Source organism: Acinetobacter sp. Tol 5 (assembly GCF_019702905.1).
GTDB classification, from domain to species: Bacteria; Pseudomonadota; Gammaproteobacteria; order Pseudomonadales; family Moraxellaceae; genus Acinetobacter; species Acinetobacter bereziniae.
Map to the genome: position 1 here is coordinate 1,517,584 of NZ_AP024708.1, position 21,420 is coordinate 1,539,003.

Consider the following 21,420-nt stretch of genomic DNA (forward strand, 5'->3'; position numbering starts at 1 on the left):
AAAGTGATTTGAGAAAAAATAATGAATTTGAGTATTTACAAAATGTCATAATTTAGAAATAATTAAATGTGAAATACATCACAATTACTATTGACATGAAAAATTTAAAATTAAACCAAATTTCTTTGGGTGTTTGTTTAATACTTTTGGGAACACTAACTAACGCTGCAGAGTTAAATAATTTTGACGCGGACCAACAAATTAGACAACAGCAACGAGATCAGGCGCTCGAAAAGCAATTACAACCTGAACCTGTGGTACAGACGGGATTAGAAAAACAATTAATTACACAGCCACAACTACAATATTTACAGTCATATAGTGAAAAACTATGTTTTGATATTAAAAAGTTTGTATTGATTGGGGATGATGCCCGCCAATTTACTTTCGCGATGCGTCCCGTGATTCAAGGTGAGCATAATTTGATTGGTCGCTGTATCGGGGTGCAAGGTTTAAATCAAGCATTGGATTTGATTCAAAACCGTATTATTAGTCATGGCTATGTGACAACGCGTATGCTGTTGCCCCAACAAAATATCGCATCAGGTGAAATTAAGCTTCAAGTCATCGCTGGTAAAGTCGATCAAATTCAATTTGTTCAAGGAACATCTAAGCGCGCACACAAATTTAATGCGTTGCCTGTGCGAACTGGCGATATTTTAAATATTCGAGATATTGAACAGGGGTTGGAAAACTTTAAACGTGTACCAACTGTTGAAGCTGATTTTAAGATTAAACCTTCAGAACAGCGTAAAGAACCAGGCTATAGTGACTTGGAACTGGCATGGCAACAATCAAAACCTTACCGCATTCATTTAGGGATTGATGATGCAGGTTCAGATTCAACAGGTAAATATCAAGGGACTGCGACTTTATCTTTAGACCATCTGTTTACCGCAAATGATTTATTTTATGGCAGTTATAACCATGATTTGGGTGGTGGTGATTCAGGAAAGCGTGGGACGGATGGCTATTATTTAAGTTATAGCATTCCGCTGAAATACTGGATGTTGAGTACCAGTTATAGTCAATCTGACTATAACCAGACGGTTGCAGGCGCCAGTGAAAGTTATAGCTATAGTGGGAAAAGCAAGCTCATTGGCGCTGATTTATCGCGTGTACTTTATCGAGATGCAAAACGCAAAACCACGGCCAGTGTTGGTGGTTGGTATAGAGAGTCACAAAACTTCATCAATGATGTAGAAATTGAAGTTCAGCGCAGAAAAACGGCTGGCTGGAAAGCCAGCTTAGATCATACGGAATATTTAGCCAATGCAACCTTAAACGGAAATTTAACCTATAAACGTGGAACAGGTGCATTTAATGCAATGCGTGCACCTGAAGAGGAATTTGGCGAGGCTTATACCCATGTTGGCATATTACAAGCCAATGCCAGCCTGCAAGTTCCTTTCAAGGTGGGCAATCAATCGTTGCAATATCTTGCTGAATGGAGAACCCAACATAGTCAAAAACCATTGACACCTCAAGACCGTTTTTCGATTGGGAACCGTTATACCGTGCGCGGCTTTGATGGTGAACAAACCTTATTGGCAGACAATGGCTTCTTAGTCCGCAATGAAATCAGTGGCTCGATGTTTAGACTTCCAATGCAATGGTACAGTGGCATTGACTATGGTGAAGTGGGTGGGAAAACTGCACATGAACCTAATCCATTGTTGGGTACAAGTTTGATGGGAGCTGCCTTTGGATTGCGTGGTCAAATTTTAAAATCCGTCAGTTATAACGTTTTTGTTGGCACGCCATTGAAGAAACCAGCGCACTACAGAACAGACAATGTGACAACAGGGTTTAGTTTGAACTGGATGTATTAGGTTTAATGATTAAGTCAAATAAATATTTAAAAAGAATAGGCTACAACAATGAAATTTGAAGAGATAGATGTCATTTCCCCCGCACTCTTTTCAACTGAACAGTGGAATGAAGCAGAGGTTCTTGGTGCAATGACATGGTTATGGTTTGTATCTGAGAATTGCAAAAAATTAACTATTTCAGATCTTGCATTATGTGTGCTGCCGACGATCAAAAGTCGTCAATTTGCATTGTTCAGCCATAATTCTCAGCCCTTGGGCTATATTTCATGGGCAAATTTAGATGAACAGTCCGAAGCTCAATATGTAAATTCAGAGCCTTGGATCTATACGCAGCCAAATTGGAATTGTGGTGATCGTATATGGTTGATTAATTGGTTTGCACCTTTAGGTCACAGCGCTTTGATGAAAAGATTAATTGAAAAGTACCTGTTCCCTGAGCAATGTTTTAGGGCGCTTTACCATAAAGGCAATATACGTGGACTTAAAGTCATGACATTTCATGGCAAGTCAGTTTCTAAATTAGCGTTAAGAGAATGGATCAAACAACATCCGATTCTTGCCACTAATCATTGATGGATTTCAAAAAATTCAATATCGAAAAAATATTAAAATATTAAGGTAAAACATTATGAATAAAAATCGTTATAGAGTTATTTATAGCCAAGCACGTGGAATGTTTATTGCAGTTGCTGAGATTGTAAAAAGCCGAACGAAAACAGCAGGACAATCACATGCAGAGGGTGAAATCGAAATAGAAGATATCACTGGTGCATTTTCAATCACTTATAAAAAGCTAAATCCAGTCAATTTTGCAGTGGTCAGTCTCTTAGGGGCAGCAATTTACACCTTGCCTATGGCGACGATCGCTGAAAGTCATATTGTGGCTGATAAGTCTGCGCCAAACTCACAACAAGCGACCATACTTAATACCAGCAATGGATTGACTCAAGTCAATATTCAAACCCCAAGCGCTGGCGGTGTATCACGCAATACCTATACTCAATTTGATGTGGGGCAAGAAGGCGCTATCCTGAATAATGCGCGAAACAATACCCAAACCCAATTGGGCGGTTGGGTACAAGGTAATCCATGGCTCGCCAAAGGTGAAGCCAAGGTTATTCTGAATGAGGTGAACAGCAGTAATCCAAGTCAGCTCAAAGGTTATTTGGAAGTTGCAGGTAAACAAGCTCAAGTTGTCATTGCCAATCCATCAGGTTTGGTCTGTGATGGCTGTGGCGTGATTAATGCAGACCGCTTTACTTTAACCACCGGTCAAGCGGTGATGCATCAAGGCTATCTTGATTCATTCCGAGTACGTGAAGGGCAAGTCACGATTGAAGGAAAAGGTTTAAATGGAAGCTTAACCCCGTATACTGATATTTATGCACGCGCTTTAAATGTCAATGCAGGCTTATATGCCAATGAATTAAAAACGGTATTGGGTCAAAACGATATTAATGTTCAAGACCCATCTGCACCTCAAATTGCCAAAGCAACCAGTGGCGTTAATACAACATCTCAGCCTAACTTTGCCCTTGATGTTGGTCAATTGGGTGGGATGTATGCTGGAAAAATCTATTTGGTGGGGACTGAAAATGGTTTAGGTGTGCGTAATGCAGGCTCAATCAATGCGACTACAAGTCAACTGAGTTTGAATGCCAATGGTGATTTGATCAATACGGGTAATATGATTGCCAACAAAGATCAAATTATTGTTGAAGCACAACAGGTTAAGAATAGTGGCAATATCAGCAGTACCCAGCATCAGATCCAAATTCAAGCTGAAAATATTCAGAACAGTGGTTTGATCGCGACTAATGATGAAATTAAACTCAAAGCGCAAGCCAAGATTGACAATAATGAGGGGGTCATCAATGCTGGGCGTATTGATTTTACTGCACAAAACTTAAGCAATAATGCAGGTAAAATTGAGCAAACAGGTCGGCAACAACTGAATATTCATGCAAAAACTTTAGACAATACTCAAGGTTTGGTTGGACAGGCGACGAAAGAGAGTAGCGGAACAGGTGGAACATCAGGCGGAACAACAACACCGAGTGTGACGGATCCAGAGCAACAGTCTTCTGCACAAGATTCGAGTAAAGTTGAAGTTGCGCCAACAGATTTAACACCAAAAACTTTCGAAGCAGGCAATATTCAGATTGCGCAAGACATGAGTAATATTGACGGTGCAATTGTTAACAATGCCGACATTAGCTTAAATGTACGAGACAGTATTAAAAATAATGGCGGTGAAATTCAACTGCCTGAATTGCAATTTAATGGACAAAATTTCGAAAACCAACAAGGTAAATTGACGGCTAAAGTGGTAAATATCACGGCACAGCGGGTGGATAACCAAAAAGGCTTGATTGATGCCAATCAAAGCTTTGATCTCAATGCGGTTCAGCTGAATAATACACAGGGACGTGTGCAAAGTGCTAAAGCTTTCAATTTAAATTCAACAGAAATTAATAACAACCAAGGGCAAATCCTTGCAGCAGATAGATTAAGTTTAAACTCTAAGACCACCAATAATACACAAGGTGTTATTGGTTCAGTCAACGCGGATGCTGAACTTTCTATTCAAACTTTAGATAATCGTCAGGGAGAGATTTCTGCGCAAAATGTTCAGCTCAATGGACAAAGCCTAAATAATCAGCAAGGCACGATTCAAGCGAAAAAGGCAGATCTAACAATCACTGTTGATCAAATTGATAATGGTACGACGCAAGATTCAGCAGGTCATTTGATTGCTGGGCAAAATCTTAAATTGAATGCCTTACAGTTACAAAGTACGGGACAAATTTATGCTGGCAATAGTGCTGATTTAACAGTGAATCAGTTGCAACAATATGGTCAGCTTGCGGCACTGAATAAAATCAATGTTCAAGCAAATACGATCACCAGTGATAAAAATGCGGTATGGGCTGCTGGATTGGATTCAGAAGGGAAACTGAGCAATGCTGATGCTACATTGACTCTTGATGCACAAAATGTACAGATTGCAGGCAAGATTTTATCAGGCAAACAAATTCAAATTAAAGCAGCTCAAAGCACAGACTTAAGCCTAAGTGAAAGCCAAGCGCAGAATATCAATATTGCAACCACTGAATTGAAAACCAACAATGCCAAAATCATTGCAAATCAACAATTGGATTTAATTGCAACACACAATATTGACAATGAAAAAGGGCAATATAGTGCAGAACAGATCAATCTCAATACAGCACAACTCGATAATGACCAAGGTTTAATTCAACATACAGGTAAAAATGCTTTTATTCTGGATGTGGCAAATCGGATTGATAACAATGCAGGTCAGATCATTAGTAATGCCGACAGTACTGAAATTAAAACCAACACTTTAAATTCCAAAGCGGGTGAAATTTTACATGCGGGTGATCAACAGTTAAAAATCACTGCAAAAAACCTACAAGGACAACAGGGTAAGATCCAAAGTAATAGCCATCTAAAACTTGATCTAGGCATTACCAATTTAGATCAAGCACTTACTGCCGCACAAAATATTGATTTAAAAGCAACTGAGCTGAGTCATCAACAAGGGCAACTAATTCAAAGTGATTCCAATAGGCAATTGAATGTGAATGTTGCGCAAACATTGAACAATACTTCTGGCGTGATCAGTGCTGCTGGTGATGCTCAGCTCAATATATCGAAGCTGAATAATCAGCAAGGTGTGATTCAAACACTTGCTGACAAAGACCTAAAACTGGTGACACAACAACTCGATAACCAGTCAGGTAAAATAATTGCAGGACGTGATGCAGTTATAGCAACAGCTCAATTGAATAATGTCACAGGTACTGTCTACGCAGCAGGAAAATTAGGACTGCATGCAACACAAGATGTGTCTAACCAACAGGGTTTAATTGCTGCAAAACAGCACCTTATACTAGATGCAAAAAATCTAAATAATCACAAAGGTCAGATTCAGACTGAATCTGGTGATGCGAATCTCACCATTGCTGAAACTTTAAACAACCAATCTGGAAGTATTCAAAGTGCAAATGCACTTAATATCATGGCTGCCCAAGTTGAAAACCAAGCTGGGCAACTGCTTTCAGGTACCGATACACAACTCGAAGTCACAGATTTGAATAATCAATCTGGGACAATTTACGCTAAGAAACAACTGGATCTCAATGTCTCAGGTACAACTGATAACAGTGCAGGTACCCTTGCAGCAGAACAAAATCTAAACCTAAATACACAGCACTTGTTGAATCATGTAGGACAAATCCGTTCAGAAAATGCCGATTCCAATTTAAGTATTGTTCAAGATATTCAGAACAATCGTGGTTTAATCTCAGCAGCAAAAAATCTGAATCTAAAAGCGCAGAACGTTACATCACAAAAAGGTAAAATTCAGTCGGGTGCAAGTGCCGATATTCAACTGAACAACTTAGACAATACTGAGGGTGTGGTTTACGCTGGTGAACAATTACTACTTTCGGCAACAGCTGAGCTAAACAATACTCAAGGTGTTTTTGTTGCTGAACAATTGACTGATCTCAAAGCTGGTTCTGTTATCAATGATGCAGGACAAATTCGTTCACAACAAGATCAACTTAAACTGAATGTGCAAAAGGATATCAGTAACCAAGCGGGAGAAATTTCGGCAGGTAAATCCATTGATCTGAATGCACAAAATCTCAGCAACCAAAAAGGTAAAGTGATTGCAGGACAGTCGCTTAATGCAACGGTAAAACAAGTTGATAATACTGATGGTACTGTTTACGCCAAAGATCAATTACATCTCAATGTAGCAGATCAACTCAACAACCAATCTGGTACTATTGCAGCCAATCAACACATGCAAATACAAGCCAATAGTATTCTCAATACGGTAGGTAAAATCCGCTCAGAACAAAATAAACTCACTTTACAGGTTCAACAGGATTTAGATAATCAAAAGGGAGAAATCTTTGCGGGCACAAATGCTGATATTCAGGCGAGTAAAATCAATAACCAAACAGGCACGATTTATAGCAAAAATCAGCTGGGTTTAAACGCCAAGCAATTGAACAATCAGCAAGGGCAGATCTACTCAGAAAATCAAGCGCAAATTGATGTTCAAGGGGATATTCAAAATAATAATGGTGTATTGTTTGCTGGAAAAAATTTAGATATTCAAAGCCGCCTTTTAGATAATACTGAAGGTACGATCAGATCAGAAAAATCAGATGTTTACATTGCAGCACAAGGACAGTTGCTTAATCAAAAAGGGGATATTTATGCAGCACAAAATGCAAGTTTACATAGTGTTGGTTTAGATAATACAGCTGGGCAGATTGCGGCACAGAATCAGCTCAGTATTGATACCCAAAAACAGCAGCTCAGTAATCAAAACGGTAAAATCATTGCCAAAACTGTAGATTTAAAAACAGGCAAATTGGATAACCAAACAGGTTTAATTCAAGCTGAACAGTCAGTTAAGATTGATACACAACAAAATGCCTTGCTGAATAATAATTCAGGCAACAATGCTGGAATACTCAGCCAAGGTAGTCTTAATCTGCTCAATATTACTCAGCTTGAAAATACTCGTGGTTATATTGCGGCAATTGGTTCAGCCAACATTGCTGCGCAGAATATCAATAACAATAGCGGTCAAATCAATAGCCAAGCAGACTTAAACATTCATCAGCAAACATCGGGTGGGCGTATTGATAACCTTGCTGGGCAAATTCAGGCACAGCAAAATGTCAGTTTAAATTCGGATACGATCAATAACAGTGGTGTAGGCAGTCATATTGTTGCAGGTGCAAAATTGACCGCAACCGCTAATCAATTCATCAATGCACAGACCAATGATAGCACTGTACTAGGTGGGCTTGATGCTAAAAATATTGAAATCAATGCACTAACACTCGATAACCAAGCTGGTGTGATTCGCGCCAGCGACAATGCAATATTGAATATCAACAACCAATTGAGCAACCAATTGGGTTCAATCAGTAGTTTGAATACACTTAGCATTGGTACAGCGAATAAAACGCTGAATTTAAATAATACAAATGGTGAGTTACTCGCAAAAAATCAACTCAATCTGAAAGCCAATGAATTGATCAATAAAGGTAAGATCGTCAGTGAAGGTAATGTTGATATCGACTTAAAGCAAAGCTATACCCATACCCAAGCAGATCAAATTTCTGCGAATGGCACACTGAAACTCAGTACAGAACAGGATTTAATCAATCAGTCTGAATTGACAGCAGGGCAAAAAGTTGAACTCAATGCAAAAAATATTCAAAATCAAACAGGTGCGAGTATTTCATCGAATGAGACGCATCTGATTGCACAAGATACCCTACACAACCAAGGCTTAATCAATGGTGAGCTCACCCATATTCAAGCCAATCGTGTTTGGAATGATGGTGCACGAATTTATGGTACACATGTTGCGATTCAAGCCAATACTCTGGATAACAAGTCCAACTCTTCTGGTACAGGTGCTGTAATTGCATCACGCGGTGATATGGATTTAGGGATTCAAATCTTAAACAACAAATCGGGCAGTCTAGTCAAAGATAATGGGCGTGACAATGCGTGGATTTTTAGTGCAGGTGATTTAAATATTGGGGGAAGTTTAGATGCAGATCTAAAAGCCCAAGGCAATGCTGATAAAATCTATAATGGCAGTGCGGTGATTGAGTCATTCGGTAATATGTATCTGGGTGCTAAAAATATTCAGAATGTGAATGAAAACTTAGTGATCAATGAACTGGTCGAAAAAAGTCGCAAAGACATTGTTGAATATGGTGATGATAACAACCGTTGGGATCAAAGCGAGGTTCGCTTTACCAAAAGTAAAAGAGGTGCTGAAGATGCGGTGCTTTGGGTTTCAAATAAAGCTGGGGAGCCAGGGCGTGAAGAATATGGCGAAGATTGGTACAAGTATGAATATACCAAACTTCAACTTGAAGATGAGGTGGAGAGCACCAGTCCAGCACAAATTATAGCGGGAGGGAATTTAGCATTTGCTTCAAGTGCTGATTTTAAAAATATAGACAGTCAAGTCTTGGTGGGTAAAGCAATTGTCAATGGTATTGATGCAATCACCAACAAGGGAACAGATTTAAGAAGTGTGACACGCGTAGATGCGGAAACGAATAAAAAAAGCTTCCACTGGGTAGTAACTTGTGGAAAGGATCATTGTAATCGCTGGAGGAGTGAAACTCCGCATACACCAGCGGATGTGATCACCAACCAGCCAATCAAGCTGGGTATAGTCAAAGAATATACAGCAAGTCAATCCAATAATCCTGTTGAAAGCTTAACCACACAGCAAGTCCAACAAAAAATAGAGGATGCGCAATCTGTTAAGCAGGGACAACTGAATATCCAGCAAGCCCAAAATCAACAACTGAATGTGCATGCCAGTGTAGGGGTTGACCAAGATGCATCCGACTTAAAAACACCATTGAACCCAGATCAACTGGACGTCAATGCAAAACAGTCTACGGATGTGAATACCCAACAACATCATGTCGATCAGGTTAAAGATCATCAAATCGATGGTGTAACAACTGATTCAACTGCGATTAGTCAAACCAATGACATCAGCGTCCGTACTGTTTCGCAAGATTATTTGAACTTACCGAGTAATGCATTATTTATTACCACCAAAGATAGCCAAGCAAAATATTTAGTTGAAACAGATCCAGCTTTTTCTAATTATAAAAAATGGCTGTCCTCAGACTATATGTTAGATGCACTGGATATTGATCCAGCGTTGAAACAAAAACGTTTAGGAGATGGATACTATGAGCAACGCCTCGTTCAAGACCAAGTAGCAAAACTCACAGGTTACCGCTTCCTTGAAGGTTATGGTTCTGATGAAGAGCAATACAAGGCATTGATGAATAATGGTTTAAGCTTTGCCAAACTTTATAACTTAAGACCTGGAATTGCTTTAACCGATGCTCAAATTGCGCAACTCACCAGTGATATTGTGTGGTTGGAAGAAAAAACCATCAAACTTGCCGATGGAACCACCACCAAGGCCCTGGTTCCACAGGTTTATGTTCAGGCGCGAGTTGGTGACTTAAAAGGTGATGGAACACTGATCTCAGCTGACTCGATTAAATTAGATGTGAAAGGTGATGTATTTAATTCGGGGACGATTGCAGGACGACAGGCAGTTGTTTTAAGCGCAGAAAATGTAGATGTGCTGAATGGTCGAATTCAAGCCAATCAAGTGGGATTAAAAACCCAAAAAGATCTCAATCTTATCGGTGGCACAATTCAAGCCAAAGAAAATGTGGTTTTAGATGTTGGTCAGAATTTTAAACTTGCTAGTTCTACACAAAGTAGTGCCAATGATTTGGGCAAGAGTCAGGCGACGTATACAGGTATTGACCGTATAGCAGGTATTTATACATCAGTTCCATTAAGTTCTAAAATTTCAGCTCAAGATCCAGAAAACTTAAAAACAACGGTTTCGATTCGAGTAGGAGGAGACAGCACACTTCAAGGGGCACAGATTGCTAACAACACAGGGCATACCCGTATTGAAACTCAAGGGAACTTAAGTGTTGGGGGGATAGAAACCTCAAGCAATAATCGAGCAGTAACCGATGCGAATACTTATAGCGATATCAAAAAACAACAAGATATCGGCTCAACCCTACAAGGCAAAGGCGATGTGATATTTACAGGGAATAATATCACTGTAAAAGGTTCACAAATTTCAAGTGAACTGGGTTCAACAGTCCTGTCAGCACAACAAGACATTCATATTATTGAAGGACGTCAAAGCAGCGATAGTGAACAAGCACAGCAAATTCAAAGTACAGGCTTTTTAAGTAAAAAAACAGAACAAAAGAAAAGCCATCAAATCAGCAATGAAGCGATCGGTAGTAGTATTGATGGTAAAAATGTGATCCTTGATGCCAACAATATCAATATTCGTGGTAGTCAGGTGGTTTCAGATGAACTCACACAAATTCAGGCGAAAGAGAATGTCAGTATTACGGGTGCTGAAAATAAATATTTAGATTACTCCGAGTACAGTACAAAAAAATCAGGCTTGATGTCGAGTGGTGGGATTGGTTTTAGTGTAGGTTCAAAGAAAGAGCTGACAGAACAACAAAATACCCAATTGACCAATACAGGTTCAATGGTCGGCAGTTTAAATGGCAATACCAATATTATTGCAGGCAACACTTACCAACAGACCGGAAGTACGGTTTCATCACAAAAGGGTGATGTAAATATATTGGCACAACAAGTCAATATTGAAGCTGCAAAAGAACAAAGTACCCGTGATTATAAATATGAAATGGAACAAAAGGGCTTAACACTTGCTGTGAATGTTCCAGTGGTCAGTGCAGTGCAATCCGTAGTGGATTCAAGCAAACAAGTGGGTCAGAGTAAAAATGATCGTGTTAATGCCATGGCAGCAGCCAATGCAGGATTTGATGCATACAAAGCTGGGCAGGCTTTAGGCAAATTACAAGGTGCATTGTCGGATGCAAGTAAGCTGAATGGTAATGTGGAAGTCAGTGTTAGTCTGACTTACGGTGAACAGAAAAATACCCAATTTAGTCAAACACAAAGTAGTACAGCCAGCCAAAGTCAAGTTTATGCAGGTGGTAAAACCAATATTGTTGCCACTGGGGCAGGTGAAAAATCCAATATCAATATCATTGGTTCGGATGTTGTGGGTATGCAAGGGACTCATTTGGCAGCCGATCATGATGTCAACATAAAAGCGGCTGAACAAAAAACCATTGAAGCGTCTGGCAACAAGAGTGCAGGTTGGAATGCAGGGGTTTCAGTCAGTAATCAAACAGGGTTTGGGGTCACTGCTGGAGGAAATCTTGGAAAAGGCAAAGGCAATGGGACAGACACCAGTTATGTGAACAGTCATGTTGGTTCTAAAGACAGTTCAACCACGATCAGTAGTGGAAATGCAACCAATATTATTGGTGGTCAGGTACAAGGTAAAGGTGTACAGATTGATGCCAATGAACTAAATATCGAAAGCTTACAAGACAAAGCAACCTATCAAAGCAAGCAACAAAATATCTCAGGGCAAGTTAGTGTCGGAACCAATGGTGCTAATGCATCAGGCAGTTTTAGTAAGTCGAATGTAAATGCCAATTATGCATCGGTAAACGAACAGTCAGGAGTTTTCGCTGGAGATGATGGTTATCAGATCAAGGTGAAGAATAATACTGATTTGAAAGGAGCGATCATTACCTCGACACAAACTGCTGAAAACTTAAAGAAAAATAGTTTGGATACAGGCACATTGACGCATTCAGATATTCGTAATGTCAGTGAGTATGATGCCAAAGGTATTAGCTTAAGTGCAGGGTTTAATGCAGGCAAAAGCGATGAAAAAGGTGGTAAAACCCCTGATACTGTACTTTCTACACCAAACAAAATTGATCAGCATGCATCCACGACTACAGGTGTAAGTAAGTCGATCGGTTTTGGTTTAGACAGTGATAAAGACAGTAGTGTGACCAAGAGCGGTATCAATACGACAAATATCACCATTCGAGATGAACAAGGTCAGCAAGCATTAACAGGTAAAACCGCTGAGCAGATCAAGTCAGACATCTTGACCAGTGTGACAACAGATACAGCCCGAGAAAACAGTGGTGCGTTGAAAAATAACTTTGATAAAGACAAGGTTCAAAGTGAAATCAATTTGCAGATGGAAGTGACGAAGAAGTTTGGAGAGAATGCGCCTAAGGCTGTAGCTGACTATGCACAACAACAAGCATTAAAACAAAGATTACTTGGAAATGAGGCAGAAGCAAAAAAATGGGATGAAGGAGGAGTTTATCGAGTTGCAATGCATACAGCTATTGGTGCTTTAAGTACAGGTTCAATAGAAGGTGCTTTAACAACAAGTGGTATTGCAGCAGCTGCACCTACACTAAATAAAATTCAAGAAAATATGGTCAAAACATTGACTGAAAAAGGAATGAAAACTGATAGCGCAGAGGCAGTTGTTAACGGTGTAAGCAGTTTGGCACTATTTGGTGCAGGAACTGTGGTTGGATTAAATACGTCAAGTGTAGGCACAGCAGTAAATGTCGATTCAAATAATCGTCAGTTGCATCGAGAAGAAGTTAATCTCATTCAAAAGCTAGCGAAAGAATATGCAAAAGAAAAAGGAATTAGTGAAGATGATGCGAAAACAATCTTAACCCGAGGCGCTTTATACAATATCGATGAAGGGTGGAAAAATAGTATTGATCGGAGTCTATCTGAATCAGAAATATCAAAATATCAAGAAGGCTATCAATATTTACGTGCTAAAACTGCCAACACTTCTGTAAGTGATTTGAATAGTGATGGGTTACCTAACTTAGAAATCACTGCACCAAATGGTGGTGCATTTCCAACGATTCGAGTCGAGGCAACAAGGGATACATATGCAGGTCATTTAACTGATTCTGAAATAGAAAAGGCTAAAACTTATATAGATACTGAGGGTAAAGGTTTTACTGCATCGCCAGATGATTTTAAAAATAAAGATGTATTTCTAACAAATACTCTTGGAGGAAGTGCGGATACAAAATCAGCAAATTACAACGATAAAAAAGAGTTTATTCAGGATCATGGGGCAATTAAAAGTAGTGAACTTGGTCTTGGTGATCAATTACTTCAACCATTAAAACGTGATGCGGGTACAGCTGTAGGAACTGTTGAAGGATTAAAAACAGGTATCGAAGGTGCTGTAGAAACAGGATGGAATATATTAAATGGGATTGTTGATTTTGTTGAAAAACCTGCTGAAAGTACTCAAAAGGCGATAGATACAACAGCTACGGTTATTAAAAACGCCCCAGAAATTGCGCAAAAAGTTATAGATGCTGAAGCGATTAATAGAGAAAAATACACGACCACATTAGATCTATACCAGATGCAACAAGATGACTATGAGAAAGCGAGACTTGAAGCACAAATATATGGTGAGTTGATAGGTGGAGCTGGTATTGGTGCAGTTGGGAAGAAAGCGACTACTGAAACGGGTAAAGCCCTGCAAGAAGTCGTTAAAAACGTCGATGATCATTTAACACCAAAACCTGCAACGGTAGCTGGGACACCTGATGTCAATGGTGGAGCAACTACCATGACTGGAAAGCCCGATGCAAATGGAGATGTAGGAAAATCTGAAGTTATTGGGGCGACTATGGCTGTGGGAAGTGATTCAAATAAAAATAGTGGTCTTAGTGATTTAGAATCAAAGAGTAATTCTTCAAGTAGTACTACTATTCCTAAACCAAAAATTGATATTACTGATGAATTTATTTTCAAAAATCAGAATGGAATTATAACCATGAGGTATGGGAATCCTGAAGGTGTAGCAGGGCTAATTGTTAATGTTGATAAAAATGGTATTTTAGGTTTTGATATAAGATCAGCACCTGATCATCCTTATATGAATGCATCTGGTGTTGATATGTTTAGTAGTGCAATTCAACGTTTGAATCAGGAGGGTATACAAGTAAATAAAATACGTGGGGCATGGATTTCAGGAACCGATAGTGTTAATACAGCACAATATTCTGCTAATTTAGCAAAAGGTATGTCACCTAATGATGCTGCACTAAATACTTGGACAGGAAAAATTGCTCAAAGACATGGTTATACAAAAGTTGAAGAAATTGAAAGCAGTGGAGGAGTAACATATGTCATATTCGGAAAATAGTGAATCTTTTAATGAAATATTAAGTGGTAAAAGGCCAAGTGAAGTATTCAATTCATTTCTTTTAGAGAATAATATTTTAGATAAATATGACTTAGCAGATATGTTTTTAGCTCATTTTACAATGCTAGACAGCAAAGTTTTACCATTAATATGGAATTGGAGAAGTATAAAATCAATAAGAGGAATAAGTGATGAACAGTTTGATGAGCTAATTATTGAAAATATGAAGAATTCTGGTTATGAACTCCCTTAAAATACTATTTTTTTAATGGATTGCTAAAATTCTGAATTTTCATATAGTCAATTAGTGCAATTGCGTTTAGGAGAATCTCAAATTGATGGTTATACATGGGACCACAATGCTCAATCATCACCAAAAAATATGCAATTAGTTCCAGCTGAATTTCATTCGAATAAAGCTGTACCTCATACAGGACAAAATTCTTTATCAAGTGGTAATAATTAAGGTAGGAAAATAAGATGCGTATTTATGATGATAATGGACAAGTATCCTTAGATATAATACATGAAGTTGAGAGTATTTTAGGATATAACTTTCCTACAAGTTATATTAATTTAATAAAAGATCATGATGCTTTATCTCCAGTTGAAAATATTTTTGATTTTAAAAATATTTATAAAAAAGAAGATGAACGGGATTTAAATTTTTTAAGTTTTAAAACTAATCATTTGGATGGTGATATTTTAAGCAATCAGAGTAATGTAAATGATCTTGAAAATTATGGTATAAAAAATCTAGTTGTTTTTGGAATATGCGCAAATGGTGACTATATTTGTTTTGATTATAGAGATAATATTGAAGGTACAGAACCCAAAATAGTATTGGTTTATCATGATGACTTTGTTGATTATGAAGATGGAGCAAGTTCTATGGTTGTTAATAATGTAGCTAATAATTTTGATGATTTTTTAAATTTGTTACATGAATAGTAGATATTAATAAAAAGGGCTGTTATTTGCTTAACAGCTCTCATATTTTAATCTGTAGAAAATAAAATATAAAATTAATATAAATATATTTGAAAAATAAAAAATAAAAAATAAAAAATAAAAATTATGTTTATGAGAAGTGATTCTAGCTCATTAAGACCTAAGAGCTTAAGATTAACATTTAAAGTTGATGGGGGAGTTTGAGCAAGTCTTTAAAAATGAAGCAGGTGGTGGTAAATAATGCAATTGCAATTTGAGATATTGAATAAAATTGTACAAGAAGTACATAAATATCGACCTTTTGATTATGATTCATGGAGATTCGAATACAAATTTAATCCTGATGAGGGGTGGTCTGAATATGGGGTATTTTTCTTTCGCAATCATACAGAGTATTTACCTCCAGATTTTAATTACGATTTGATTATAAAATTTAGCCAGGAACTTCATGATGAAATGCAGTCACATACAGGTGGTGATTGGAGGAAGTTTATATTAAATCTAGATGAACAAGGAAAAGCAAAAACGCAGTTTATTTATGAAATACAGTCATGTATGGATGAATTTAATGATTAATGCAAAAAACCTCTAAAATTTTAGAGGTTTTTTTAAGAGTAAATTTTTGGAAATTAAGTGGATAAAATATTCCAATTATAAGAGCCAGTAAATTATTTTTGTAAGTTTTAATAGTGAATATTAGGACTTCCACTGAGACCAAATCTAAGCTATCAAAAACTAGGTGTATTGGTTGATACGATATCAACAGGATTGTCAGCGCCTACGAGTTCAGGACTTGGTATTGCGACAGCAACATTAAGTCCTGTTGCAAGTTATGAGATAGGTCAATACTTTAAATCTAAGGATGCAGAAGGAAGTACAGCGCATATTTTAGCGCATACCGTCCTAGGTGCAGCAGTTGCAGCAGCGGGAGGAAATGATGCATTGACTGCTGGACTATCAGCAGGCGGAGCTGAGGCAGCCGCACCAAAACTTGCAAAATACTTATATGGTAAGGATGCAAAAGATTTAACGGCAGATGAAAAGAGTACGATTAGTGCAATCACTGGATTAGTCGCCTCTGGCGTTGGAGCGACTACAGGTGATGTATCAAGTACGGTTCAAAGTGGTCAAGTTGTACAGAATGCGGTAGAGAATAATTCTTTGGCAGGGGATGATTTACGCAAAAATGTTAATGATTTTTTCAATGGGCTTTCATCTAAAGTAAAACATCCAATAGATCAAGGTGCTATCAAAGGTTTAGGGAGCGTTGCCGATGGTTTATTAATGATATCTGATGCATTTGGTGATACAGCAGTATCAGCAATACATTGTCCATTAGGAAGCTCTGCATGTGCAGATGCAATGGAAAATAATCGTATGAAAGGGCAGGCAGTTATTGATTTTTTAAAAATTAATAACTTAAAGAAACAAGCAGCGGCAATTGAACAATCTTATATTGACTTAAATAGTGGAGATCCTGAAAAAGTAGCGAATGCACAAAGAACACAGATGGAAGTGTTTACCAGTTTAGGTGTGGGAGCCATTTTTTCAAAAACATCAACAATTAATAATAAACCAGTAGCTGGTGCAACAAGCTTCATGACAAAAGATGATGCATTTTATAAATTTGCATCAAAAAGATCAGATATAGACCCGAATGGAATGTATGATGTTATTGCTCATGGTGCACCAAATAAAATTGAGATAACTGTTAATGGAAAAGCTATATTGATTGATCAACGTACTGCTTCACAGTTAATACAAAAATCGGAAGGTTATCAAAAGGGTCAGCCAATACGATTATTATCTTGTTCTACTGGATCTTGTGATGTAGGTTTTGCTCAAAATCTTGCAAATAAAATGGGTGTACCTGTTCAAGCTCCAACAGATTTAGTTTGGTCATATCCTAATGGTAAAATGGTGATCGCACCAAGACTATCAAATAATCCATCAAAGCCAGGATATAATCAGCCAAATTTATCAAAGATAGGTGAATTTAAAATATTTACACCAGGAGGGAATAAAAAATGAATGAAATAGTAAGTGAAACTTGTGAATTATGTGGTGGTAAATTAAAAAGTTTGATTTTAGGCAATTTAAGTGGCTTATTTTGTGATAATTGCCAAAAATGGGCTGTTGTTACCACATATATACCCCAAATTAATTTAGATGAAAATTTATATAAAATTTATTTGGTAAATAAAGCAAAAGCAGATAGATCAAATATTAAATTAATTGCCAACATTTCTAACATAAATTTTTTAGAAGCAAAAAAGTTGTTAGAGAATTCAAATTCCATTATTTATGAAGGAAAAGCTATTGAAATTGTAAATATTATTAAGGAATTAAGAAAAGCAAAATTAGAATTTAAATGTATTCCAGAATTTCCTTGGATAGAAAATGCTGGATAACTAATATCTAGTCTTTTGGAGGTTGCTACAGTGACAAAGTTGTAAAGTAAATTGTAGAGGGTGAATTGCTGTAAGCCCTGTTGCGAGTTATGAGATAGGTCAATACTTTAAATCTAAGGATGCAGAAGGAAGTACAGCGCATATTTTAGCGCATACCATCCTAGGTGCAGCAGTTGCAGCAGCGGGAGGAAATGATGCATTGACTGCTGGACTATCAGCAGGCGGAGCTGAGGCAGCCGCACCAAAACTTGCGCAATACTTATATGGTAAGGATGCCAAAGATTTAACGGCAGATGAAAAGAGTACGATCAGTGCAATCACTATTTAGTTGTCAATCAAAATGGTAGTTTGAAAGCAAAATTATTACCAGTAGATTATCAAGCCCTATATTCAGTCTATGAGTTAAATAGTTCTAGGGCACTTGTTCAAGGTGGCGCATTGGCTTCAATAGTTGCGAATACACTGAAAAGTGGTCACGATGTTTTTGCTGATAGATCACTATTTACAAATCAAGAAATGACAGCATTGTCTAGAACATTTGCTGGAGTTGAGGTGGTTGGTAATGTATTGATGATAGGTGGGGCTGTTGCACCTAAAAATGTTAAACTGACGACTAACGCAGAAGCAGATGCGGGGGGAATTAAAAATATTAACCCGACTAATAGCAATCAAAATTGTGTTAATTGTGTATTAGCTGTGAATAATGAACTCAAAACTGGCGCACCAACTTCAGCTCTGCCAAGTACAAGTCCACTTCCATTTAATCAACTTGAAAAGGTACTAGGTACAAAACTCAGTGGGTGGATAAGCAAGAACAAAATGGAACAAGAATTATTGAAATCTGGAGATGGAACAAGGGCTGTTGTATATGGTATGACGAGTGATGGACGTTCAGGTCATGTATGGAATGCAGTAGTTCAAAATGGAAAAGTGAATTATATTGATAGACAAACTGGTAGTTCCGGTTTGAATAACTTTAAACAGTTTGAACATATTAGATTTGGTAAGCTTAAGTAGAGATTATTTAAATGAAGACTGAAAAAGAAATCATTGAGTTAGCAAAAAAATTTTTAAGTACAAATTTAGGTGAACTTGATAATGATGAAATAGTAATTGATCCTAAATTAGACAAAGTTGATAATGGTTGGTTTATTTTTTATCAATCAAAAAGATTTATGGAAACAAAAGATATAAATTATTCTTTAGTTGGTAACACTCCAATTTTTATTGATAATAATGGGGAAATAATAGAGTTTAGAAGAAATTGGTAGTGTAGAATGACTTTGTTGCACAAACCTGTTCTTAAAGGCTTCTTTAGTAATATAATTTTCGACTGAAGGAGCCTAGCCCGAAAACCTATCGAATGACTAATTGGTCTTGTTATAACAAGGCTTTGATAGGTCTCATTTCTAAAGACAGTTCAACCACGATCAGTAGTGGAAATGCAACCAATATTATTGGTGGTCAGGTACAAGGTAAAGGTGTACAGATTGATGCCAATGAACTAAATATTGAAAGCTTACAAGACAAAGCAACCTATCAAAGCAAGCAACAAAATATCTCAGGGCAAGTCAGTGTCGGAACCAATGGTGCTAATGCATCAGGCAGTTTTAGTAAGTCAAATGTAAATGCCAATTATGCATCGGTAAACGAACAGTCAGGAGTTTTCGCTGGAGATGATGGTTATCAGATCAAGGTGAAGAATAATACTGATTTGAAAGGAGCGATCATTACTTCGACACAGACTGCTGAAAACTTAAAGAAAAATAGTTTGGATACAGGCACATTGACGCATTCAGATATTCGTAATGTCAGTGAGTATGATGCCAAAGGTATTAGCTTAAGTGCAGGGTTTAATGCAGGCAAAAGTGATCCAAAAGGTGGTAAAACGCCTGATACTGTACTTTCTACACCAAACAAAATTGATCAACATGCATCCACGACTACAGGTGTAAGTAAGTCGGTCGGTTTTGGTTTAGACAGTGATAAAAACAGCAGTGTGACAAAGAGCGGTATCAATACGTCAAATATCACGATTCGAGATGAACAAGGTCAGCAAGCATTAACAGGTAAAACCGCTGAGCAGATCAAGTCAGACATCTTGACCAGTGTGACAACAGATACAGCCCGAGAAAACAGTGGTGCGTTGAAAAATAACTTTGATAAAGACAAGGTTCAAAGTGTAATCAATTTGCAGATGGAAGTGACGAAGAACTTCGATGCAAACCGTCAAGAAGCAAAAGCAGAGATTAATAAGAAGATTGATGACGCGAAGAAAGAAAACCAAGCGATTATAGACAAACAAAAACAGGGTTTAAGTTTAAGTGATCAAGAGCAGACTCAATTGAATGCTTACAATGACAAAGTCGCCAACTATCAAAAACTAGGTGTATTGGTTGATACGATATCAACAGGATTGTCAGCGCCAACAAGTTCAGGACTTGGTATTGCGACAGCAACCTTAAGCCCTGTAGCAAGTTATGAGATAGGTCAATACTTTAAATCTAAGGATGCAGAAGGAAGCACAGCACATATTCTTGCTCATACCGTCCTAGGTGCAGCAGTTGCAGCAGCGGGAGGAAATGATGCATTGACTGCTGGACTATCAGCAGGCGGAGCTGAGGCAGCCGCACCAGTTTTATCTAATTTCTTATATGGTAAGGATGCAAAAGATTTAACGGCAGATGAAAAGAGTACAATCAGTGCAATCACTGGTTTAGTCGCCTCTGGTGTTGGAGCGACTACAGGTGATGTATCAAATACAGTTCAGAGTGGGAACGTTGCGCAAAATGTGGTAGAAGAGGATAATTTATTCGGAGTTTTAATGGCAGATAAGAAAATAGATAAGCAAAAAAATAACTATTATTTCCAAGCACTACAAGCGTGTACTCCTGTAATTGTTAGAATTGATGACAAGAGTCGAGATTTTTTACATTTTGTGGTTGTAGATGGGGTTACTGTAAGAAACGGACAAAAGGTTCTAGCAATCAGAGATCCTCATGGGAAGTCATATTTGAGTCCATTAGATAGTTTCAAAAAATCATTCACAGGGGATGCTGTTATTCCTAGGAGTTATAAGTAATGTTAGAGTTAACTGCTAGTTTTTCTGATAATTTGTATACAGAAATGATATTAGAAGCAGATAGGATGCCTTGTTTGTGTAAAATCTCTAGGATATTTGAAATTGAGTTTTTGGTTGCAAATCCTCAAGTCATAGGGGTGGTTGAGGATTGGAATCATAGAGACATTGATATGAGGGTCCCTGCTGGTGCGGGGGGAAAATATACACATTATAGTTATGGGCTAATTTCAATTTCTAAAAAAGAAACTGATCGATATATAATTGAAAATTTATCAATCTTTGTATTGGGAATGGGATGGATTGAGGTAATAGAAAGTAGAGAATATACAAATATTGTAGAGGTTGAAGAGCCAGATTGGCTTAAAAATAATTAAAAAATAGTTAATGATTTTGTCTCAACTGGAGATTTTGATCCTATAAAAAATCTTTTAATGGTGAAGCAAT

At 37.6% G+C, this 21,420-nt stretch carries 12 protein-coding genes and 2 pseudogenes; all 14 read left to right on the top strand.

Features of this window, described 5'->3' with window-relative positions; genetic code table 11:
- The first annotated feature begins 95 nt into the window (after positions 1-95).
- The 14 genes and pseudogenes from TOL5_RS07015 to TOL5_RS07080 all read left to right on the top strand — a co-directional run bounded on the left by TOL5_RS07015 (position 96) and on the right by TOL5_RS07080 (position 21,350).
- On the top strand, positions 96-1,832 hold the full coding sequence (locus TOL5_RS07015; RefSeq protein ID WP_121775498.1) for a ShlB/FhaC/HecB family hemolysin secretion/activation protein: 1,737 nt from the start codon (positions 96-98) through the stop codon (positions 1,830-1,832).
- A 48-nt stretch (positions 1,833-1,880) separates the two neighbouring features.
- Positions 1,881-2,405: a toxin-activating lysine-acyltransferase gene (locus TOL5_RS07020; protein WP_121775499.1), complete on the top strand. Its 525-nt coding sequence runs from the start codon at positions 1,881-1,883 to the stop codon at positions 2,403-2,405.
- Positions 2,406-2,460: 55 nt separating this feature from the next.
- Positions 2,461-14,532, top strand: a complete 12,072-nt coding sequence (locus TOL5_RS07025) for a hemagglutinin repeat-containing protein (RefSeq protein WP_221260687.1) — start codon at positions 2,461-2,463, stop codon at positions 14,530-14,532.
- On the top strand, positions 14,513-14,785 hold the full coding sequence (locus TOL5_RS07030; protein ID WP_005032613.1) for a hypothetical protein: 273 nt from the start codon (positions 14,513-14,515) through the stop codon (positions 14,783-14,785). Before TOL5_RS07025 ends, TOL5_RS07030 begins: the two co-directional genes overlap by 20 nt.
- Positions 14,786-14,839: 54 nt before the next feature.
- Positions 14,840-14,998, top strand: a complete 159-nt coding sequence (locus tag TOL5_RS22695) for an HNH endonuclease (protein WP_010591123.1) — start codon at positions 14,840-14,842, stop codon at positions 14,996-14,998.
- A gap of 14 nt (positions 14,999-15,012) precedes the next feature.
- Complete coding sequence (locus TOL5_RS07040; RefSeq protein WP_121775501.1) at positions 15,013-15,483, top strand: SMI1/KNR4 family protein; 471 nt, start codon at positions 15,013-15,015, stop codon at positions 15,481-15,483.
- A 240-nt stretch (positions 15,484-15,723) separates the two neighbouring features.
- Positions 15,724-16,059, top strand: coding sequence for a hypothetical protein (locus tag TOL5_RS07045; protein ID WP_100885624.1), 336 nt, complete (start codon positions 15,724-15,726; stop codon positions 16,057-16,059).
- Positions 16,060-16,227: 168 nt separating this feature from the next.
- Positions 16,228-17,514 (top strand): VENN motif pre-toxin domain-containing protein, encoded by a 1,287-nt coding sequence (locus TOL5_RS22415; RefSeq protein WP_227561645.1) that lies wholly within the window; start codon positions 16,228-16,230, stop codon positions 17,512-17,514.
- Positions 17,511-17,894, top strand: a complete 384-nt coding sequence (locus TOL5_RS07055; RefSeq protein ID WP_151807322.1) for a hypothetical protein — start codon at positions 17,511-17,513, stop codon at positions 17,892-17,894. Before TOL5_RS22415 ends, TOL5_RS07055 begins: the two co-directional genes overlap by 4 nt.
- Positions 17,895-17,964: 70 nt before the next feature.
- Positions 17,965-18,213, top strand: a pseudogene (locus tag TOL5_RS22700) (hemagglutinin); the annotation flags it as partial.
- Between the two features lie 29 nt (positions 18,214-18,242).
- Positions 18,243-18,911 (top strand): toxin glutamine deamidase domain-containing protein, encoded by a 669-nt coding sequence (locus tag TOL5_RS07065; RefSeq protein ID WP_121775846.1) that lies wholly within the window; start codon positions 18,243-18,245, stop codon positions 18,909-18,911.
- 11 nt (positions 18,912-18,922) lie between these two features.
- Positions 18,923-19,165 (top strand): YrhB domain-containing protein, encoded by a 243-nt coding sequence (locus TOL5_RS07070; RefSeq protein ID WP_009587274.1) that lies wholly within the window; start codon positions 18,923-18,925, stop codon positions 19,163-19,165.
- A gap of 137 nt (positions 19,166-19,302) precedes the next feature.
- Positions 19,303-20,706 (top strand): annotated as a pseudogene (locus TOL5_RS07075) (hemagglutinin repeat-containing protein); the annotation flags it as partial.
- 269 nt (positions 20,707-20,975) lie between these two features.
- Complete coding sequence (locus TOL5_RS07080; RefSeq protein ID WP_009584586.1) at positions 20,976-21,350, top strand: hypothetical protein; 375 nt, start codon at positions 20,976-20,978, stop codon at positions 21,348-21,350.
- Positions 21,351-21,420: the final 70 nt, after the last annotated feature.

Excerpts from the sequence above, each read along its gene's own strand:
- TOL5_RS07080 (WP_009584586.1), top strand. The coding sequence starts at position 20,976 with ATGTTAGAGTTAACTGCTAGTTTTTCTGATAATTTGTATACAGAAATG.
- TOL5_RS07015 (WP_121775498.1), top strand. The coding sequence starts at position 96 with ATGAAAAATTTAAAATTAAACCAAATTTCTTTGGGTGTTTGTTTAATA.
- TOL5_RS07040 (WP_121775501.1), top strand. The coding sequence starts at position 15,013 with ATGCGTATTTATGATGATAATGGACAAGTATCCTTAGATATAATACAT.
- TOL5_RS07070 (WP_009587274.1), top strand. The coding sequence starts at position 18,923 with ATGAAGACTGAAAAAGAAATCATTGAGTTAGCAAAAAAATTTTTAAGT.
- TOL5_RS07055 (WP_151807322.1), top strand. The coding sequence starts at position 17,511 with ATGAATGAAATAGTAAGTGAAACTTGTGAATTATGTGGTGGTAAATTA.
- TOL5_RS07025 (WP_221260687.1), top strand. The coding sequence starts at position 2,461 with ATGAATAAAAATCGTTATAGAGTTATTTATAGCCAAGCACGTGGAATG.
- TOL5_RS07020 (WP_121775499.1), top strand. The coding sequence starts at position 1,881 with ATGAAATTTGAAGAGATAGATGTCATTTCCCCCGCACTCTTTTCAACT.
- TOL5_RS07045 (WP_100885624.1), top strand. The coding sequence starts at position 15,724 with ATGCAATTGCAATTTGAGATATTGAATAAAATTGTACAAGAAGTACAT.
- TOL5_RS07030 (WP_005032613.1), top strand. The coding sequence starts at position 14,513 with ATGTCATATTCGGAAAATAGTGAATCTTTTAATGAAATATTAAGTGGT.